17 protein-coding genes are annotated in these 17497 nt (G+C 71.7%); 9 read left to right on the top strand and 8 right to left on the bottom strand.

The window, feature by feature from the left end; all coding sequences use genetic code 11:
* Positions 1-12 precede the first annotated feature (12 nt).
* A complete protein-coding gene (locus ETAA1_RS15565; protein WP_145239985.1) occupies positions 13-1518 on the top strand; it encodes an FAD-dependent oxidoreductase in 1506 nt (501 codons plus the stop codon).
* Between the two features lie 87 nt (positions 1519-1605).
* Here ETAA1_RS15565 and ETAA1_RS15560 read toward each other — a convergent pair whose 3' ends face one another.
* Positions 1606-2919 carry a S8 family serine peptidase gene (locus tag ETAA1_RS15560; RefSeq protein ID WP_145239983.1) on the bottom strand — a complete coding sequence of 438 codons (1314 nt, stop codon included), beginning with the start codon at positions 2917-2919 and terminating at the stop codon, positions 1606-1608.
* Between the two features lie 155 nt (positions 2920-3074).
* Here ETAA1_RS15560 and ETAA1_RS15555 point away from each other — a divergent pair, with 155 nt between their 5' ends.
* From ETAA1_RS15555 to wrbA, 4 genes are all read left to right on the top strand, one after another.
* Positions 3075-4802: a 7TM domain-containing protein gene (locus ETAA1_RS15555; RefSeq protein ID WP_202920922.1), complete on the top strand. Its 1728-nt coding sequence runs from the start codon at positions 3075-3077 to the stop codon at positions 4800-4802.
* The gene (locus ETAA1_RS15550; RefSeq protein WP_145239979.1) at positions 4799-5701 is read left to right on the top strand and encodes an alpha-L-glutamate ligase-like protein; all 903 of its coding nucleotides are present in this window, start codon (positions 4799-4801) and stop codon (positions 5699-5701) included. The genes ETAA1_RS15555 and ETAA1_RS15550 overlap by 4 nt, the downstream gene beginning before the upstream one ends.
* A gap of 12 nt (positions 5702-5713) precedes the next feature.
* Entirely contained in the window at positions 5714-7747 is a 2034-nt protein-coding gene (locus tag ETAA1_RS15545) for a C25 family cysteine peptidase (RefSeq protein ID WP_145239977.1), read from the top strand.
* Positions 7748-7824: 77 nt separating this feature from the next.
* Complete coding sequence (gene wrbA / locus ETAA1_RS15540) at positions 7825-8442, top strand: NAD(P)H:quinone oxidoreductase (RefSeq protein WP_145239975.1); 618 nt, start codon at positions 7825-7827, stop codon at positions 8440-8442.
* 60 nt (positions 8443-8502) lie between these two features.
* Here the strand turns inward: wrbA and ETAA1_RS15535 are convergent, their stop codons facing one another.
* The 5 genes from ETAA1_RS15535 to ETAA1_RS15520 form a co-directional block, all read right to left on the bottom strand.
* Positions 8503-8874 (bottom strand): VanZ family protein, encoded by a 372-nt coding sequence (locus ETAA1_RS15535; protein WP_202920921.1) that lies wholly within the window; start codon positions 8872-8874, stop codon positions 8503-8505.
* A 170-nt stretch (positions 8875-9044) separates the two neighbouring features.
* Positions 9045-9389: a hypothetical protein gene (locus ETAA1_RS15530; protein WP_145239971.1), complete on the bottom strand. Its 345-nt coding sequence runs from the start codon at positions 9387-9389 to the stop codon at positions 9045-9047.
* A 146-nt stretch (positions 9390-9535) separates the two neighbouring features.
* A complete protein-coding gene (locus tag ETAA1_RS15525) occupies positions 9536-10279 on the bottom strand; it encodes an integron integrase (protein ID WP_390621245.1) in 744 nt (247 codons plus the stop codon).
* On the bottom strand, positions 10204-10539 hold the full coding sequence (locus ETAA1_RS33835; protein WP_238389453.1) for a phage integrase N-terminal SAM-like domain-containing protein: 336 nt from the start codon (positions 10537-10539) through the stop codon (positions 10204-10206). The genes ETAA1_RS15525 and ETAA1_RS33835 overlap by 76 nt, the downstream gene beginning before the upstream one ends.
* Positions 10540-10755: 216 nt before the next feature.
* On the bottom strand, positions 10756-11514 hold the full coding sequence (locus ETAA1_RS15520; protein ID WP_145239967.1) for a hypothetical protein: 759 nt from the start codon (positions 11512-11514) through the stop codon (positions 10756-10758).
* A 224-nt stretch (positions 11515-11738) separates the two neighbouring features.
* Here ETAA1_RS15520 and ETAA1_RS15515 point away from each other — a divergent pair, with 224 nt between their 5' ends.
* Positions 11739-12032 (top strand): hypothetical protein, encoded by a 294-nt coding sequence (locus ETAA1_RS15515; RefSeq protein WP_145239965.1) that lies wholly within the window; start codon positions 11739-11741, stop codon positions 12030-12032.
* A 148-nt stretch (positions 12033-12180) separates the two neighbouring features.
* Positions 12181-12735 (top strand): hypothetical protein, encoded by a 555-nt coding sequence (locus ETAA1_RS15510; protein WP_145239963.1) that lies wholly within the window; start codon positions 12181-12183, stop codon positions 12733-12735.
* Here the strand turns inward: ETAA1_RS15510 and larB are convergent.
* Positions 12725-13501 (bottom strand): nickel pincer cofactor biosynthesis protein LarB, encoded by a 777-nt coding sequence (larB, locus tag ETAA1_RS15505; protein WP_145239961.1) that lies wholly within the window; start codon positions 13499-13501, stop codon positions 12725-12727. The two genes, ETAA1_RS15510 and larB, sit on opposite strands and share 11 nt — an antisense overlap.
* A 191-nt stretch (positions 13502-13692) precedes the next feature.
* Between larB and ETAA1_RS15500 the strand changes: the two genes are divergently transcribed.
* Positions 13693-15324 (top strand): hypothetical protein, encoded by a 1632-nt coding sequence (locus tag ETAA1_RS15500; protein WP_145239959.1) that lies wholly within the window; start codon positions 13693-13695, stop codon positions 15322-15324.
* A 93-nt stretch (positions 15325-15417) separates the two neighbouring features.
* Positions 15418-16305 (top strand): GGDEF domain-containing protein, encoded by an 888-nt coding sequence (locus ETAA1_RS15495; protein WP_145239957.1) that lies wholly within the window; start codon positions 15418-15420, stop codon positions 16303-16305.
* 92 nt (positions 16306-16397) lie between these two features.
* Here ETAA1_RS15495 and ETAA1_RS15490 read toward each other — a convergent pair whose 3' ends face one another.
* Positions 16398-17426: a 1-aminocyclopropane-1-carboxylate deaminase/D-cysteine desulfhydrase gene (locus ETAA1_RS15490; RefSeq protein WP_202920920.1), complete on the bottom strand. Its 1029-nt coding sequence runs from the start codon at positions 17424-17426 to the stop codon at positions 16398-16400.
* Positions 17427-17497 lie beyond the last annotated feature (71 nt).

The following is a 17497-nucleotide window of genomic DNA, read 5'->3' as shown; positions in this document are numbered from 1 at the left end:
CGTGAGGTTCCCATGCCTTCCACCTCTTGCGTCTGGCAAGAAGTCCGTGACGACTCCGCGTACCACGCCCCCGTCCCCGCCGCCGCCGACGTGTGCGTGATCGGAGCCGGGATCGCAGGTCTGTCCGTCGCTTACTCGCTGGCCCGCCTCGGCCAGCGCGTTGTGGTGCTCGAAGCGCGTGGCATCGGCAGCGGCATGACCTCCGTCACCACCGCGCACCTCGCCTCCGTGCTCGACGACCGCTACCACCAGCTGATTCGTGTCCGCGGCGAAGACGCCGCGCGGCTCGGCGTCCAGGCCCACGCCGCGGCGATCGACTTCATCCAGGAGACCGCCAGCCGCGAGGGGATCGACTGCGGCTTCAAGCGGCTCGACGGCTACCTCGTCGCCGCGTCCGAGAAGGATCACGACCTGCTGGACCGCGAGGCCGATGCGGCCCGGAAGCTCGGCGTCGAGTTCGAGGCGCGGCAGGTCGCCCCGGCGTTCGGTGGCGGGCACTGCCTGCGCTTCCCCCGGCAGGCCCGGTTCGAGCCGATGGCCTACCTCGGCGGGCTGGCGCGGGCGGTGGTGAGGCTGGGCGGCACCATCGTCACGAACGCCCGCGCGGAGTCGGTCGAGGACGGCACGCCGTGCAGGGTGAAGGTCCGCGGCGGCGAGTTGCGGGCGAACGCCGTGGTGGTGGCGACCAACTCGCCGTTCAACGACCGCTTCGCGCTCCACACCAAGCAGTTCCCGTACATGACGTACGTCGTCGGGCTGCGGGCGAAGCTGTCGGACGTGCCCGACGCGCTGGTGTGGGACACGATCGACCCGTACCACTACGTCCGCCAGGCGGGGAAACCGGACGCGGCCGGGTTCGACACGCTGGTCGTCGGCGGCGAGGACCACAAGACCGGCCACGCGAACGACGGCGACGAGCGGTTCGCCAGGCTCGAATCGTGGGCGCGGCAGCACTTCCCGCAGGCCGGTGAGGTGACGCACCGCTGGGCCGGGCAGGTGCTCGAAACGCTGGACGGCCTCGGGCACATCGGCCGCAACCCGGGCGACACGAACGTCCACGTCGTGACCGGCGACTCGGGCATGGGGATGACGCACGGCACCATCGCGGGCATCCTACTGCCGGCGCTCATCGCCGCGGGTTCGCACCCGTGGCAGGAAGTGTTCGACCCTGGTCGCACGCCGCTGAAGGCCGCCGGCGAGTTTGTGCAGGAGAACGCCGACGTGGCCCTCCAGTACGCCGCGTGGCTCAGCGGCGGCGACGTGAGTTCGGCCGACGAGGTGAAGCGCGGCTGCGGGGCGGTCGTGCGGTCGGGGCTGAAGAAGCTGGCGGTGTACCGGTCGGACGACGGGAAGCTGCACGCCTGCTCGGCAACGTGCCCGCACCTCGGGGCCGTCGTGCAGTGGAACGACGCCGAGAAGACCTGGGACTGCCCGGCACACGGCTCGCGGTTCGACCCGCGCGGCAAGGTGATCCAGGGGCCGGCGAACACGCCGCTGGAGCGGGCGGAGTTGAAGTGAGTTGGTGACCAGCCGAGCCGGCCCCGTCAGGGGTCGGAGCCCGCGGGCTCCGACCCCTGACGGGGCCGGCTCGGCGTGTGATCCCATTTAGCGCATCAGCAGCCGCGGCGCCGGAGCCAGCGGCGGCAGGCAGACCGCCCCGTACCCGGTCTCACAGTCGTGGCCGGGACTGCCCAGGTCGAGGGCGCGTGTCGTGACGTACTGCCGCACCTGCGCCGCCGTCCAGTGCGGGTGCCGCGCCCAGCACAGGGCCGCCACGGCCGCCGCCTGCGGCGTGGCACAGGACGTGCCGCTAAAGGGCGACCACCGGATGTACGTTCCGAACGGCACCGGCGCCACCACGTCCGGCTTCGGCTGCTTCGAGTTCGGGCCGCACGCCGAGTAAGAGGTGCGTGTCCACTCGTGATTCACGGCCCCGACCGTAATCACCTCCGGCCCGTCGCCGGGGAAGGGGATGCTGCCGGCCAGGCGGCACTCGTCGAGGTAGGCGTACAGCGAATTCATGTGGAACCGGCCGGCCTTGCCGGCTGTCTGCTTCACCCGCAGGGCGTACTGTTGCGGGTAACCGGCCGGCGTGAACCGGGCCGACACACTCTTCGGCTCCGTCCGCTCCTTGTAGGTCACGTCCGGTGCGGGTAGCCCGGTGGTCGGGTCGATGACTTCGAGGACGTACTTCGCGTCCGGGTCGGACCAACACATCTCCAGGTACACCCGTTCCGTCCCCCAGGGGGACACGCCGTTGACCGGCCCCTTGTCGGACCAGCGGTGGTAGCCGTCGGGGCCGGGCTCGAACTGGCCGGCCCAGTGTCGCTGGGCCGTGTTGCCGGCGCACGAGAAAAACAGCACGTCGCCCGGCTTCGTGCCGTCGCCGAGAATTTCTGTTAGTTTCCGGTGGACCGGCCCGTTACCCTCCCCGTCGCTCCAGCTCGGCTTCACCACCGAGCAGGTGACGATCGTCGCCCCCTGGGCCTTCGCCCAGCGCACGGCGTCGAGAAATGATTCCGGTCGGTCGGCGTCCCAATTGGCAATAAGCATGCGGGCGCCCGGGGCGATGGCGTGCGCGACCTCGCCGCACAGGATGCCGTGCTGGCTGTCCTTGTACTCCATGTTGGCGTCGAGCCGGGCCGAGCGGGCGAGCAGGCCGGTGGGCAACGATTTGCCGATCTGGTCCCGGTACCCACGCCATCCGCTGTCGAGGACCGCAATGGTCACGCCCTCGCCGCGAACCCCTGATCGGTGCCAGCCGAGGACACCGAGCTTCGAGAGGTGGTCGGCCCGGTCCTGCGGCATCCGGTCGTCGCGGTTGCTGGCCCACGCCGGGATTTCGTCCGTGGCCGGTGCCGGCGCGGCGGCGAGCGCAACGATCAGCACGACTCCGGCGGCAACGGTCGGGGTTCGCATGGCGTTCAGAACGAAGTTGCGGGGGTGGGTTCCCGACAGTTGACGGTAATGGTAACATCAGGGCGGCGGGGTTGGAAAGGGGCTAGTCACACCTCTCCACCCTTTTGAACCCCGCCGGCCGGGACCGGTTCCGGTATTTCGAGGACGGCATGGCGATGTCCCGGACCCGGCTGACGGCCGTAACCGCGCTGGTGATCGTCGGCCTGGCGGCCTGCGTAACCATCTCGCGCTACGCGACCGGCGGCGTCGACGTGGGAGGCTCACCCGGCACGTCCCGCTGGGAGGTGACGCTCACTGCCCGCGGCGAGTCGATGCCCGGGAAGCCGTTCCGCGTCGAGCTTTCCAACCCGCCCTCGTTCCGCCGCCAGCACGTCTACGACGAGAGTTACGAGAGCGAGGAACTGTCCGCCCACGAGGGCCGTGCCGCCGCCGCCAAGGACCGACCCGACCGCAAGACGACGCTCAAGCCGACCGCGAACCCGATGGCCGGGGCGGGGGCTCAGCCGTTCGTGGTGACGCAGCGGTTCCGCTGCACGCTCGGGGCGTTCCACCCGAACGACGCCATGAAGTCCGGCGACCGGCTGGACAACAAGCTGAACCCGGAGAAGGATCACACCCTCGCGGCGACAGCCCGAATCGAGTGCAACCACCCGGACATCCTCGACCTGGCCCGGGAGCTGGCGAGCGGGCAGGCCACCAAGCAGGACCAGCTCCGCGCGTTCCTCGAGCACGTCCGCGGGTTGCGCTTCCGCGACACCGACGGCTCCGGCTCGGCGCTCGACTGCTACATGAAAGGTGGCGACGCCTCCGGCCGCGCCCGGCTGCTGGTGGCGCTGTGCCGCGCCCGCGAGATTCCGGCCCGCGTCGTGACCGCGATCAACCTCCACGACGACGCCCCGCCGGCGATCCACCGCTGGGCCGAGGCCTGGATCCAGGACTCGGACGCCGGGCGGTGGCTGCCTGCCGACCCGACGTTCGGCCACTACGGCCACCGCAACTGGCCGCAGACATACCTCGTGGTCCGCCTCGACGACGAGCCGCTGGTCCGCGGCCCGGGTGCCGACCCGAAGGTGACGGTGCTGGCCGAGCCGCTGGTGGACCGGGCCGCTGCCGACGACCCGCCGATGCGGGCGTTCTGGCGGGCGATCTCGTTCGCGTCGCTGCCGCCGGCCGAGCAGCACCTCGTGCGGTTCGTGCTCGTGATGCCGCTGGCGGCGCTGGTCGTCGGCTTCTTCCGCGTCGTGGTCGGCACCAAGACGTTCGGCGTGTTCACCCCGGCGCTGCTGGGGCTGATCTTCCGCGACACGCGCGCCCTGCCGTGGGGGCTCGGCATCTTCGCCGGCACGGTCGTCGTCGGCTGGGTGTTCCGCAAGGTACTCGACCGCTACAGCCTGCTGATGATCCCGCGCACCGCCATCCTGCTGACGATGGTCTGCGTCTTTCTCCTGACCGTGGTGATCCTCACGGCCCGCGCCGGGGTTCACATCACCGGGTACGTCGCGCTGTTCCCGCTGGTCATCCTCACGCACATGGTCGAGCGGTTCTGGACGGTCGAGGTGGAGGACGGCACCTGGTCGGCGTTCAAAACATTGATGGGAACCGTGTTCGTCGCCGTGGCCGTGGCGCTCGCCGTGGGGCCGGAAGCCGTGAGCCGCTGGTTCTTCCGCTTCCCCGAAACGTTGATGGTGGTGGTCGCGGTCACACTGCTGCTCGGCCGGTACACCGGCTACCGCCTCACCGAGTTGTACCGCTTCCAGGACGTGATCGAGCTCCAGGCGGCGAAGGCGCCGCACGTCGGCAACGGCACCGCCGAGGCGGCCCCCGCCAAGACGGCCGAAGTGCCGGCGCTCCCCGCCGCCGCCCCCGTCGGGGGGAAGACATGATTTCGTGGTGGCGGCGGTGGAAGGGGCTGCGCCGGGCCGGCGTGCTGGGCATGAACGCCCGCAACACCGAGCGAATCCTCGACTGGAATCCGCGGCGCTGCTTTCCGCTCGTGGACGGCAAGCGGGCCATGCACGAACTCTGTCAGAAGATCGGCGTGCCGACGCCGGACCTGTTCGCGGCGCTGCTGTCGCACGGGTCGCTGCACCACCTGCCGCGGCTCCTCGGCGGGCACAACGACTTCGTCATCAAGCCGTGCCGCGGGGCCGCCGGCCGGGGGGTTCTGGTCGTCACCGGCCGCAAGAACGACGGCTTCGTCCGGCACAACGGCCAGGTGATGACGCTGGAGGAGATCGAGCAGCACATCTCCGGAATCATCTCGGGGCTGTTCTCGCTCGGCGGCTCCGAGGACGAGGCTCTTATTCAACAGCGAGTTGTGCCGCACCCGGTTCTGGGTAAAATCAGCTTCCAGGGCACGGCCGACATCCGCGTCATCGTCTACCGCGAGCACCCCGTCATGGCGATGCTGCGGCTGCCGACCCGGGCGAGCGGCGGGCGCGCGAACCTGCACCAGGGGGCGATCGGCGCCGGCGTGGACCTGGCGACCGGCGTCACGCACCACGCCGTGCTGAAGAACCGGAAGGCCGAGAAGCACCCGGACACGGGCGAGAGCGTGATCGGGTTCGAGGTGCCGTACTGGCCGCAGATTCTCGACATGAGCCGGAAGGTGAGCCGGGCCGTCGGCATGGGGTACATCGGCGTCGACATCGTGCTCGACAGCACGCGCGGGCCGCTGCTCCTGGAGGCGAACGCACGCCCGGGGCTGGCCATCCAAATCTCCAACGCCCAGGGGCTGCTCCCGCCCCTGGAGCGGATCGACCGGGAGCGGGGCCGTCGCTAGCGGGGAACCACCATGCGTTGCCGAGTCCGCCGCCCGTGGGTGGCGCTGTTCGCCGGGGCTCTGCTCCTCGGCCCCGCGCCGCGGGCGTCCGCCCAGCCGGAGGCCGACGACCGGCCCCGCGCCGGCTCCGTCATCCTCGCCGGCGAGATGCCGAACCCCGACCTGATGACCCTGAGCGTGGCCGCCGCCGCGTTCAAGCCCGACACCACGTTCCTGATGGACACGCCGAAGGCGCGCACGTCCGTCAAGCTGTTCTTCGACGCCACCCGCCCCGCGACCGTGCAGATGGTCGGCCGCTTCCCGCCGACCGTGGACCCGATCCGCCGCTGGGGCGTCGGCGCCCCCGTGCTCGACCCCGCGAAGGCGTCGCGCGACCCCGTGGCGTTCGCCTGGTCGCTGGCCCCCGCCGGGGTCGGCCGCTGCGTCGTCGTGTCCGCGGACTCGGGTGAGGAACTGTTCCGCGCCGCCGCGCTGGCCGGGGCGATGCGGGTGCCGCTGTTCGTGATGCGCGACGGCGACGAGCCGATGCGCGGGTTCAAGGAACTGGCCGAGGCGAAGGGCGTTCGCCAGGCCTACGCCGTCGGCGCGGCGGCTGCCGCGGTGACGAAGGTGGGTGGCATCGAAGTCGTGCGACTGGCCGACGCCTCGGCCGTGGACGCGGCGCACCGGCGCGAGCTGGCGAAGTCCGGCCCGCCGCGGCTGTGGGTGCTCGCCTCGCCCGGCGACGTGGACGGCTGCGGCGTGTTCGCCCCGTGGGTGTCCACCCTCCGCAAGGCGCCGCTGATCCTGACCGACGAGGAAGGCATGAACTCCGAGAAGGTGTTCAACGCCGCCCTCGAGAGCCCGGACGCCCGGACCGTCGACCAGATGCTCGTCGTCGCCGACCCGGACGCCATCCCGCAGGCCAAGCGCCGCAACCCGACCGCCGGCAAGGACGGCGACTCGGTGGACGTGGAGCCGTGGATCCCGACGAAGAAGCACACCCTCATCACCGTGCCGTCGGGCCGCATCTTCAACCCCGACCGCGCCGGCGTGCCGCTCATGCTCGCGCGGTCGAAGATGCTGAACGAGACGAAGTCGCAGCCCAGGGTGTTCATCAGCAGCAACCCCGGCGACGGGCTGCGGCTGCTCGAAACCTTCTCCCGCAACACCGGCCGCGAGATGGAGAACGCCGGGTGCAAGGTGACGAGCATGTTCGGCCGGTTCACCCTGACCGAGACGCAGGCCCGGCAGGCGATGACGGAGAACGACTACTTCATCTGGGAGGGGCACAACGGCACCGTCCGCGGGCGGTTCGGCGTGGGCCGGTTCCAGGACCCGATGCGGCCGTCGATCGCCTTCATCCAGAGCTGCGCCGAGCTGAACGCCCAGGTGGCCGGGCCGCTGCTGGACCGCGGCGCCGTGGCCGTGATCGGCACCCCGAACCGCATGTTCAGCGGCTCCGGCGGTGCGTACGTGCTGGCGTTCTCCGACGCCCTCGCCTACGACGGCATGTCCGTCGGCCAGGCCATGCGGCACGCCATGAACTACATGCTGATGTACGCCGAGCTGAAGGAAGTCCGGCTCGGCGGCGACGCCCGGCTGGGCGGGGCGAACCGCCGCGCCGCGTGGACGTTCGCGCTGTGGGGCGACCCCCTCGCCAAGCTGCCGACGCCGACGCCGGCCAAGGACGCCATGCCGCGGCTGCAGACGACGGCGACGAAGTCGAGCATCACCATGAAGCTGCCGGAGTCGAAGTACCCGCCGACGGAGGTGATGCCGTACCGGGCCGAGATGTACCCCGGCGGTCGGCTCGCGGGCCTGTACTCGTTCGAGGGCGAGGACGAGGGCCGCACGCTGGTGCCGCTGGCGTTCGCCGAGGTGGCCATCCCCGACGCCCCGAACGGCAAGACGCCGCACCTGTCGAGCCGCGTCCCGGCCCGCAACTACGTGTCCCGGTGGGACGCCCGCCGCAAGGTGATGTACGTGCTGCTGCTGCCGCGGGACAAGGACGTGGACGCCGTCGAGTTCCGCGTCCACTGGGACGCCCCGGCCGTCACCGAGTAACATCGACGATCCCGAAGGCCCGGGGACGGCTGTCCCCGGGCCTTGCTTTTTCCCCCGCTTCACCCGTGAGATCGATCATGGCCGCGAAAGTTCACGTGATCTTCTACAGCACCTACGGCCACGTCTGGAAGCTGGCCGAGGCGGTGGCCGAGGGCGCCCGCGCCGCCGGGGCCGACGTGCAACTCCTTCGCGTCGCCGAGACGCTCCCCGACGACGTGCTGGCGAAGATGGGCGCGGCCGACGCGCAGAAGGCGTTCGCCCACGTTCCCCTGGCCGACCCGCGGAAGCTGCAGGAGGCGGACGCGATCGTGCTCGGCGCCCCGACGCGGTTCGGGTCGGTGCCGGCGCAGATGCGGGGGTTCCTGGACAACACCGGCGGCCAGTGGGTGAGCGGGGCGCTCATCGGCAAGGTCGGCAGCGCGTTCACCTCGACGGCGAGCCAGCACGGCGGCCAGGAGACGACGCTGCTGACGCTCTCGACGTACTTCTACCACATGGGGATGGTGATCGTCGGCGTGCCGTACAGCGTGCCGGAGCTGACGAACCTCGACGCCGTGGGCGGCGGCACGCCGTACGGCGCGAGCACCATCTCCGGCCCGAAGGGCGAGCGCCAGCCGACGGCGAACGACCTCGCCGTCGCACGGGCACAGGGCAAGCACGTCGCCGGCATCGCCGCGAAGTTGGCCGCGGGGTGACCTCTGAACGACCCTGCTCACCTGCCCGGCGGGCGCGGTGTGCTGGACGCCGCAGAAAACCTATCTGCCCGCCGGGTCAGGTGCAGCAGTTGGTTCGGCGCTCTTTCTGCCCGTGAGGAGGAAGAATCCCGCGCCGAGCACCAAGGCCACCATCGCACCGACGGCCGTCGCCACCACATCGTCCCAATCGAACGTTCTGCGCGGCATCCACACCTGCGTGAACTCGTACAAGCACAGCCCGATCGCAGTGAACAACGTCATCCAGAGGAAGTCTCGGCCACTAAGCAATCGGCGGGAGAGGAGCGGGGCGAGCGGGACAACAGCCGCGCAGACCAAGTTCGGCAGCACACCCGCGAGCCAGGCGGTGGAGAGGACGACCTCCCCCTCGCGAGTCAGTTTGACAGCAGCGACGTACCCCGCGCCTCCGGCCATGATCGCTCCGGCAGCGAGTTGCCGCGCCAAACTCGGCCGTGACCGCATAACCCGAAGCCCTCCGGTGGCCGAACGACCCAGCTCAGCAGCGGCGGGGGCCGAGTGAGCTACGACCTCGAAAAGCCGACACGCCCCCGCCGTCTGCTGCAGCGCCTGGTTCGGCGTCTGGGCTACATCCCGTCGGCGGCCATGCGGAGGCAACTGAACGCGATGTACTCGGGCGAGAACCGCGGCCCGTCCGCTTCCGGCCCGGCCAGCCACTCGTCGAAGGCGTCGGGGTGAGCCTCGACCGCTACCTGCATGGCGGCCAGCTCCGCGGCCGGCGTCTTGGCCACGATGTCCTCGCGGATCAGATCATCGCTGACGCCGAACTGCTCGGCGAGCGGAATCAGGTGACGCAGCCCCGGCGGGACGGCCGACGGGTCGAGCGTGAGGGTCGGCCGGTTCTCGGCAGTGAGGCCGTACTTGGCCCGCATCTCGCCGGCCGGCAGCACCTCGAAGTCGCCTTCACGCATCGAGCGCCCTCCGCCGCCGAACAAGTGATTAGCGCGCGTGTGCCGGACTGACCGATCGTGCGCGATCCCGGCCGCCCGGCCGAGCGTTTCCCCGTCATTCGCGGGTTCCCGCCGTCACCCCGCGCATCCTAACACGCGAAACGCGATTATGCGCGGTCGTCCGCCGGACTGCCAAGCAGCCGGTCCGCCGGACTCGTCACCCCGAGGCCACCCGTGTTGAGGGCGTGGGTGTAGATCATGGTCGTCGAGACGTCCGCGTGGCCCAACAGCTCCTGCACCGTGCGGATGTCCTGGCCGTCCTCCAACAGGTGCGTGGCGAAGGCGTGCCGGAAGGTGTGCGCGGTCGCGTGCTTCGTCACCCCCGCCGCCCGCGCCGCGGCCACCACGCTCCGGTTCACCGCACTCGGGTGCGCGTGGTGCCGACGGCAAACCCCCGTCCGCGGGTCGGTGGACAGCCTCGCCGACGGGAACACCCACTGCCACCCCCAGTCCGTCCCCGCGTTCGGGTACTTCCGCGCGATCGCGTCCGGGAGGCACACGCCCGGCACCCCGGCCGCCCGGTCCGCCTCGGCCAGCGGCCGCACCCGGTCCAGGTGGGCGCGCAACAGGTCGGCCGCGGCCCGCGGCAGGATCGTCCGCCGGTCCTTCCCGCCCTTCCCGTGCCGGACCAGGAGTTCGTGGCGGTCGAAGTCCACGTCGTGGACCCGCAGGTTCAGGCACTCGCTCACCCGCAACCCGCCGCCGTACAGCAGCAGGGCGATGAGCCGGGGCGTCCCGGTCAGGGTGCCGAGGACGCGCTGCACCTCCGACCGACTCAACACCACCGGGAGCCGCCGCGGCCGCTGCGCCCGCACGACGTCGCCGAGCCAGTCGAGCGGCCGCTCCAGCACGTACTGGTGTACAGGAAGAGCAGCGCCGCCAGGGCCTGGTTCTGCGTGCTCGCGGCCACCCGCCCCTCGACCGCCAGGTGCGTCAGGAAGGCGTTCACCTCCCGCTCGCCCATCGTCTCCGGGTGCCGCTTCCCGTGGAACAGGACGAACCGCCGCACCCAGTCGTGGTACGCGTCCTCCGTGCGGAGGCTGTACCGCCGCACCCGGCAGGCGCCTCGGAGGCGGTCGAGGAGCTTCGGCGGCGGGGCGGACGGCGACACGACGACACCCCCACACGGGAACGGGCGTCCAGTCCGTCAGCATCACCGGCCAGGAGCTCCGAGTCAAGTCGGCAGTCGAACGCGGGTTGTGGTCCGCACGTCGGTCCAACGGTAATTTGTGGCATTGACTCAATTCGTGCCTCGACCCCCCGGGGGGGAGCCGTACACACACTGAACGTGGCCCGAGCGTCGGCCCGGCGGGGGGAGTGCCGGACGCTACGTTCGGCTCCGCGCCGCGAGCCGGGGCGTCGCCCAGCCCACCGGCAGGAGCTTCGGCCGCGGCACGACCGCCCCGGTAATGCCGCCGTGGCGGTCCCACAAGTCCTGGTAGCCGGGCCGCAGGAACTCGAACAGGTCTGGCTCCGGGTGGTCGGCCACGTACTCCTTCGCCAGCCCCGCCATCCGCTCGTCGTAGCACGCCTTCGAGTGCGAGTGGACCGCGTACCGGCCCGGGTGGCGGCGCAGGTCGCCGTCGAACGCCGGGCTCATGTGGTACAGCTCGTGGAACACCGTCACCAGCTTCTCCTCGAACGGCTGGTCGAGGAACCGCGGCAGGCAGAACGTCAGGAGGTACAGCATCTCGGTGCCGTCCACCACGAACCGCTGCACCTGGTACTCCACCGGCCCGTGCCGCCGCGTGAGCCGGCCGTCGCGGAACCGCAACGGCGTCACCCGGGCCTGGAGGCCGTACCGGCTGCGGTTGCGGCACGGGGTGAAGCTCAACAGCACGGCCGGCATCCGCACGTGGCGCAGCACCTCGCAGCGGCCGGTGATGTCGTCGCAGAGGCGGCGCATGAGTGCGCAGAAGTCGAGCGGCCCCGCGGTCGGCGGCGGAGCGCTGGGGGCCACCCGGGATCGGCGGCCCTTCGGGATCACCCAACGAACCGGCAGCGGCCGGCGGTGGTGGTCCCAGCGGAGTTCCAGCGGCAGCTCCCGGCGAACCGGGGACGAGGGGCCGTTCCGTGAGCCAATCATCCGGGGGGACTCGGGCGGGTGGCGGGGGGCGAACCGGCCGGACGTGTGGGCCATGCTAGGTACGGGGGTGGGGGCGGTCAACGATTCGGGTCGGGTCGGAAACCGCGGCCGCGGCACATTCGGACTCAACCCCGCGGCCGGCGCGGCCGATACATCCGCTAACGTCGGTCACCAGCCGTCGCCCCTGGGGGCGCGGGCGCGGGCCGGTCGCCGGGAGAGGCCAGATGCGAATCCAACGATGGCTGGCGTGCGTCGCCGCCGCCCTCGGCCTCGGTCAGGCCGGGTGTCAGACGTGGGTCGGCGGGATGACCCTGCCGAGCCCGCGCTACCTGCAACACTACCCGCAGTACTTCCCGGACGACCCGGCGTTCCCGCTGCCGCGCGAGCTGGCGACCATGACCGACCCCGAGGGCACGGCCCGCGGGGGTGCCCCGGGGGCCGGTGCCCCGGCCCTGGTGCCGCCGGCCGCGCCGGTTCCGGTCGCGCCCGTGGCGCCCGCGATGCCGCCGCGGAACTGACCGCACCGGATCGGCTTGACCCGGTTCCGGAACGGCGGTATCGGCCCGCCCCCACGCGTGACCACCCCCGACACACCCGGCAGGGATGCCGGGCGGGGGTGCGGCCGGCACGGACGCCGGCCGATCGCGCGGGTCGAGGGAGCGACCGATGCCGCACGGACTGCGCGGGCGGGTGGCCCTGATCGGGGCCGGGCTGGTGGGCTGTGCCGGCCTCGTCGGCTGCATGGGCGACCACGCCGGCAAGGCGCCTCCGGTTTCCAAGGCCAAGGCCGGCAACGCCACCCCGCCCGGCGCCCGCACCACCGTCCCGGACATCGGCCGCCCCACCGGCGGCTCCGGCCTCTCCAACGGCCCCAGCTACCAGCCCGGCACGACGTCCCAGGGCGGCGCCCCGACGCCCAGCTATACTGGCGGCATCAACGCACCAGTAACGCCCGGCAACTACGGACCCGGCGCCCCGCTTCCGGGCGGCCCAGTCGTGCCCCAACTGACGCCGTCCAACTACACTCCCACGACCCCGGCCGTGCCGCCGACCACGGCCCGCGGAGCGGCCCCGACCGCGCCGCCCGTCTCGACGCTCGCCGAGGTGCCGCCGCAACCGCCGGCCCCGCCGGGCGCCCTCTCGCCGGCGGTAAGCGTCCCCGCGGCGGCCCAGGTTCCCGGCCCGATCGCCCCCGAGGCGCCGTTCCCGCTCACACGCTGACTCGGCGGGCGGTTTCGACCCGGCGGGCCGTCAGCGCCGCGACGTACCCCGCCTTGAACCCGGCGTCGATGTTCACGACGCAGACGCCGGCCGAGCAACTGTTGAGCATCGTCAGCAGCGCCGCGACGCCGCCGAACGCCGCCCCGTAGCCGACGCTCGTGGGGCAGGCGATGACCGGACAATCGACCAGCCCGCCGACGACACTCGGCAGCGCCCCGTCCATCCCGGCCACGACCACGACCACGTCCGCCGCGGCCAACCGGTCGCGGTGCCGCAGTACGCGGTGAATCCCGGCCACGCCCACGTCCGCGATCAGGTCGGCGTGAACGCCCATCACCCGCGCCGTCACCACCGCTTCCTGCGCCACGGGTAAGTCGCCCGTCCCCGCCGTCACGACAAGCACGTTGCCGACGAGTGCCGGCCGAGCCGCGCTCGCGGGGAGCCACAGCGTCCGGGCCAACCGGTCCTGCTCCGCCCGCGGGAAGTGCGGAGCCAGGTGCGCGGCTTGCTCGTCGGACAACCGCGTGACGAAGCAGTCCTGCCCGGCCGCGCTCATGCGGCGGACGGCCTGCTCGACCCACTCGGCGGTCTTCCCCTGGGCGAGAATCACTTCGGGGAAGCCACACCGCTCTTTGCGGTGGAGATCCAGTGTGGCGAAGCCCAGGTCGCCGACGGCGGGTTCGCTCAGCCGTGCGGCCGCCTCCTCGGCGGGCACCCGGCCCGCCTGCACGTCCGCCAACAACTGCCGCAACTCGGCCGGTGACATCGCCCGCTCCAGAACCCCCCGGCCCGCCCAGACCACGGCCGTGGGGGTGTGATACGGCGGCGGGGCGGGGGGGCGAGGGCCGCGGGACTTGAAGAATTCCGGCTCCGTGCCGCGGAATGCTGAAGTTCTCGGCCCGCACGACCGATACCACCCGACGACGTACTGCCGCCCGACCCCCCGGGGAGGGGATGATGACCGCGACGCTCGCCGCCGTGCTGGGGCTGACGCTGGCCCAACCGCCGGCCGCCGCCCCGGATTACTACCCGCTCACCGGGCGCACCATCACCCTGCCCATCGAGTACAAGGGCGACCGCAAGGGGATCGGGCAGGTGCAACTGTACGCCTCCGCCGACAAGGGGCAGACGTGGCCGCTGGTCGCCACCGTGCTGCCCGACAAGACCGAGTTCAGCTACACCGCCCAGAAGGACGGCAGCTACTGGTTCCACATCGTGATCGTGGACCGGGCCGGCAAGAAAGACCCGCCGAACCTCACCACCGAGGCGCCGGCGATGAAGGTGCTCGTGGACACCGTCAGGCCAGTGGTCGAGTTCCGCGGCTCGCGGCGGACCGGCGAAGAAGTCGTGGTCGAGTGGGACGTGCGCGACGACCACCTGAACGACGCCGCGACGAAGGTGACGTTCCGCCGTGCCGACGGCCCCGCCGACGACTGGCGTGAGGTGACCCTGCCGCCGGGGCCGCGGAACGGCGTCCGCTTCCCGTGCGGCACCACCGGGCCAGTCCAGGTGCGCGTGACCGTCGCGGACCTGGCCGGGAACACGGGCGAAGGCCTGCGCGACATCGGGGCTGTTGGGGCGCCGGCGCCGCAGACGAGCGTCAGCCTGTCCGGCGGGCCACCGGCTGTGATACCGCCGGCGCCCGCGCTCACGCCCGCTGCGGTCGTGTTGGAGCCACTCGCCCCGGCCGCGCCGCTCGCACCCACGGCGCCCGCGCCGCTCCCGGCCGCGCCGGCGATCATCGCGACGCCTCCGGTCGTCAACGCGGCGCCGCCCGCCATCAACCCGACTCCTACCGGCGCGGTGCCGACGTTCGACCCGCGTACTGCCGTCGCCCCGCTCGCCCACGGCAACCCGGCGCCCGCCGCCGGGCCGGCGTTCGAAGCGTCCCGCGCCCAGGTCGTGAAGTCGCTCCAGTTCGACCTGTCGTACCAGGTGGACCAGCGCGGCCCGTCCGGCATCTCGCGCGTCGACCTGTGGGCCACCCGCGACGACGGCCGCAGTTGGGTCTGGTGGAGCAAGCACGCCGGCAACGACCCCACCGTCCGCGTCAACCTCGGCATCCCGTCGAACACGCAGCCCGAAGGCCCGTACGGCTTCCGCCTCGTGCCCGTCAGCGGCGCCGGCCTCTCGGACGCCACCCCGGCCCCCGGCGACGCCCCGGACGTGCGCGTCGTCGTGGACATCACCGCGCCGACCGTCACGATCTTCCCGCCGAGTTCCGACCCGGCCGACCCGACGGCGCTGGTGCTCCAGTGGGAGGCGGCCGACCGCAACTTCGGCGACGACCCCATCACCCTCGAGTGGAGCGACAGCCCGACGGGGCCGTGGCGGCCGGTCGTCGGCTCGGAGGGGCCGGTCGTGCAGGTCGGGGCCGTCGGGCCGACGACAGCCCGACGGGTGGCGAACACCGGCCGCTATGCCTGGCGGGTTCCGGCCGGGCTGCCGCCGCGGGTGTACCTCAAGGTCACCGCCCGCGACGCCGCCGGGAACGCCACCGAGCAGGTCACCCGCGAGCCGCTGCTGATCGACCTGACCAAGCCGCGGGCGCGCATCACCGGCGTCGGGGCCGTTCTCGGCCCGCGATAGCCGGCAGGGATTCTCTCCCGATCGCCGGCCGGGGTTGGTAACCGGCCGATTCGTGAACTAGGCTTCACCCGATTCCCGTCTCGGGATTGGGTGATGGCCGAGAAAGTGACCGACACCTGGATTTCGACGCCCAAGCGGCTCCTGTCCGCCGCGCGGGACGCGTGTCTGGTTCACATCTACCCGACCGGCACGGCGATGGGGTCCCGCTACCCGCTGCGCGACAAGCCGCTCGTCGTCGGCCGCGGCGACGACTGCGACGTGCGGATCACCGACAACTCCGTCAGCCGCCGCCACGCCCGCATCGAGCACGCGACGGACGGGTTTTTCGTCAACGACCTGGGGAGTACGAACGGCACGTTCGTGAACGACCGCCCCCTCGACGGGCCGACCGAGCTCCACGACGGCGACTACCTCCGCGTCGGCAACTGCATCTACCGCTACCTCGCCGGCGGGAACATCGAGGCCGAGTACCACGAAGAGATTTACCGCCTCACCATCCAGGACGGGCTCACCCGCGTCCACAACCAGCGGGCGCTCGGCGAGTTCCTCGACCGCGAGGTGGCCCGCAGCCAGCGGCACCACCGGCCGCTCTCCGTGCTGATGTTCGACATCGACAAGTTCAAGGGGATCAACGACACCCACGGCCACCTGTGCGGCGACTTCGTGCTCCGCGAGCTGGCGGCGCGCGTGAACGACACCGTCCGCAAGGAAGACCTGTTCGCCCGCTCCGGCGGCGAGGAGTTCTGTCTGGTGCTGGTCGAAACCGGGTGCGAAGAGGCCTACCGGGCCGGCGAGCGGGTGCGGGCTCTCGTCGAAGCCCACGCCTTCCGCTTCGAGACCACCCCCATCCGCCTGACGATCAGCGTCGGCGTCGCCACCACCGCCGGCGACCCGGACATCACCCCCGCGGCGCTCCTGAAGCAGGCCGACGACCGCCTCTACCAGGCCAAGCGCGGCGGTCGCAACCGCGTCTGCTGCTGAACACTCCGGCCGAAATTCTTGTTTCCGGCCGGGGTGGGTCGATCCCCGGAATCATGTCACCGACTCATAAAAAAGTTGGTTCGATCCAGCCATCAGTTCAGCACGGCGGCCGGGTCCGCGAACACGGCCGGCACCCCGCCCGTGTGGACGAACACTAACACGCTTCCCGGTCGGTACTTCCGCGCCCGGACGTCCGCGATGAGCCCCGCCAATGCCTTCGCGGAGTAGACCGGATCGGTCAGGATCGCCTCGGTCGTCGCCAGAAGGTGTAGCGCCTCGCGGCCGGCGGGCGACGGGAGGCCGTAGCCGGGCGCGATGAAGTTCTCGTCGGCGTCGATGTCTTCGGGCCGCAATCGGTGTTCAATGCCGAGCCGTTCGGCGGCGGCGTTCGCGTCCGCGGCGATGGCGGTGGGGATGTGCCAGGGCCAGTGCATCGGGCAGATCAACCGCACGGCAGAGCTCAAACCCAGCACCGCCGCGCCGAGCGCGACGCCGGCCCCGGTTGCCCCCGACGACGACACGTAAATCCCGGCCGCACCCAGGCCCCGCGAGCTCAACTGCTCGGCGATCTCGGCGACGCACACGGCGTAGCTAACTGCCGCGAGCGGCACCACGCGCGGGCGGTGCCAGAAGTACGGCTTGCGGCCCGCGGCGCGGAACTCGGCCGCCCGGGAGGCGAGAAAGGCGTCCAGCTCCGGGCCGATGGCCGCGTCGGTGAACTCGACCTTCGCCCCGACGAGGTAGTCCAGCAGCAGGTTCCCCTGCGGCTCGGTGCTGTAGTGGCCGCGGCTCAGGTACAGGCGGCATTCGAGGCCGAGTTTGGCACACCCGGCGGCGGTCTGGCGGCAGTTGTTTGACTGCACGCCGGCGCCCCACACCACCACGTCGCAGCCCTGGTCGACGGCGTCGCCGAGTAGGAATTCGTTGTGCCGGGCCTTGTTCCCGCCCAACAACAGCCCGGTGCAGTCGTCGCGCTTGACGAACACGCGGACGCCGCCGCCGACGGCCGCGGCGAACCGCGGGACCTCTTCCAGCGGCGTCGGCAGGTGGGCGAGCCGGGCGCGGGGAAGGGTGTCGGCCGCGGCGCGAAGGGCGGCCGGCGTGAGGGTTGCTACGGACACGGCGGCTCCGTTGTGGGAAGGTGTTGTAGGTGGTCCGGTGTTCAGGGTGGACCACCCGGACGAAACCGTTG

The sequence above is a fragment of the Urbifossiella limnaea genome (genome assembly GCF_007747215.1).
Lineage (GTDB): Bacteria > Planctomycetota > Planctomycetia > Gemmatales > Gemmataceae > Urbifossiella > Urbifossiella limnaea.
This window is presented reverse-complemented; position numbering and strand designations above follow the sequence as displayed.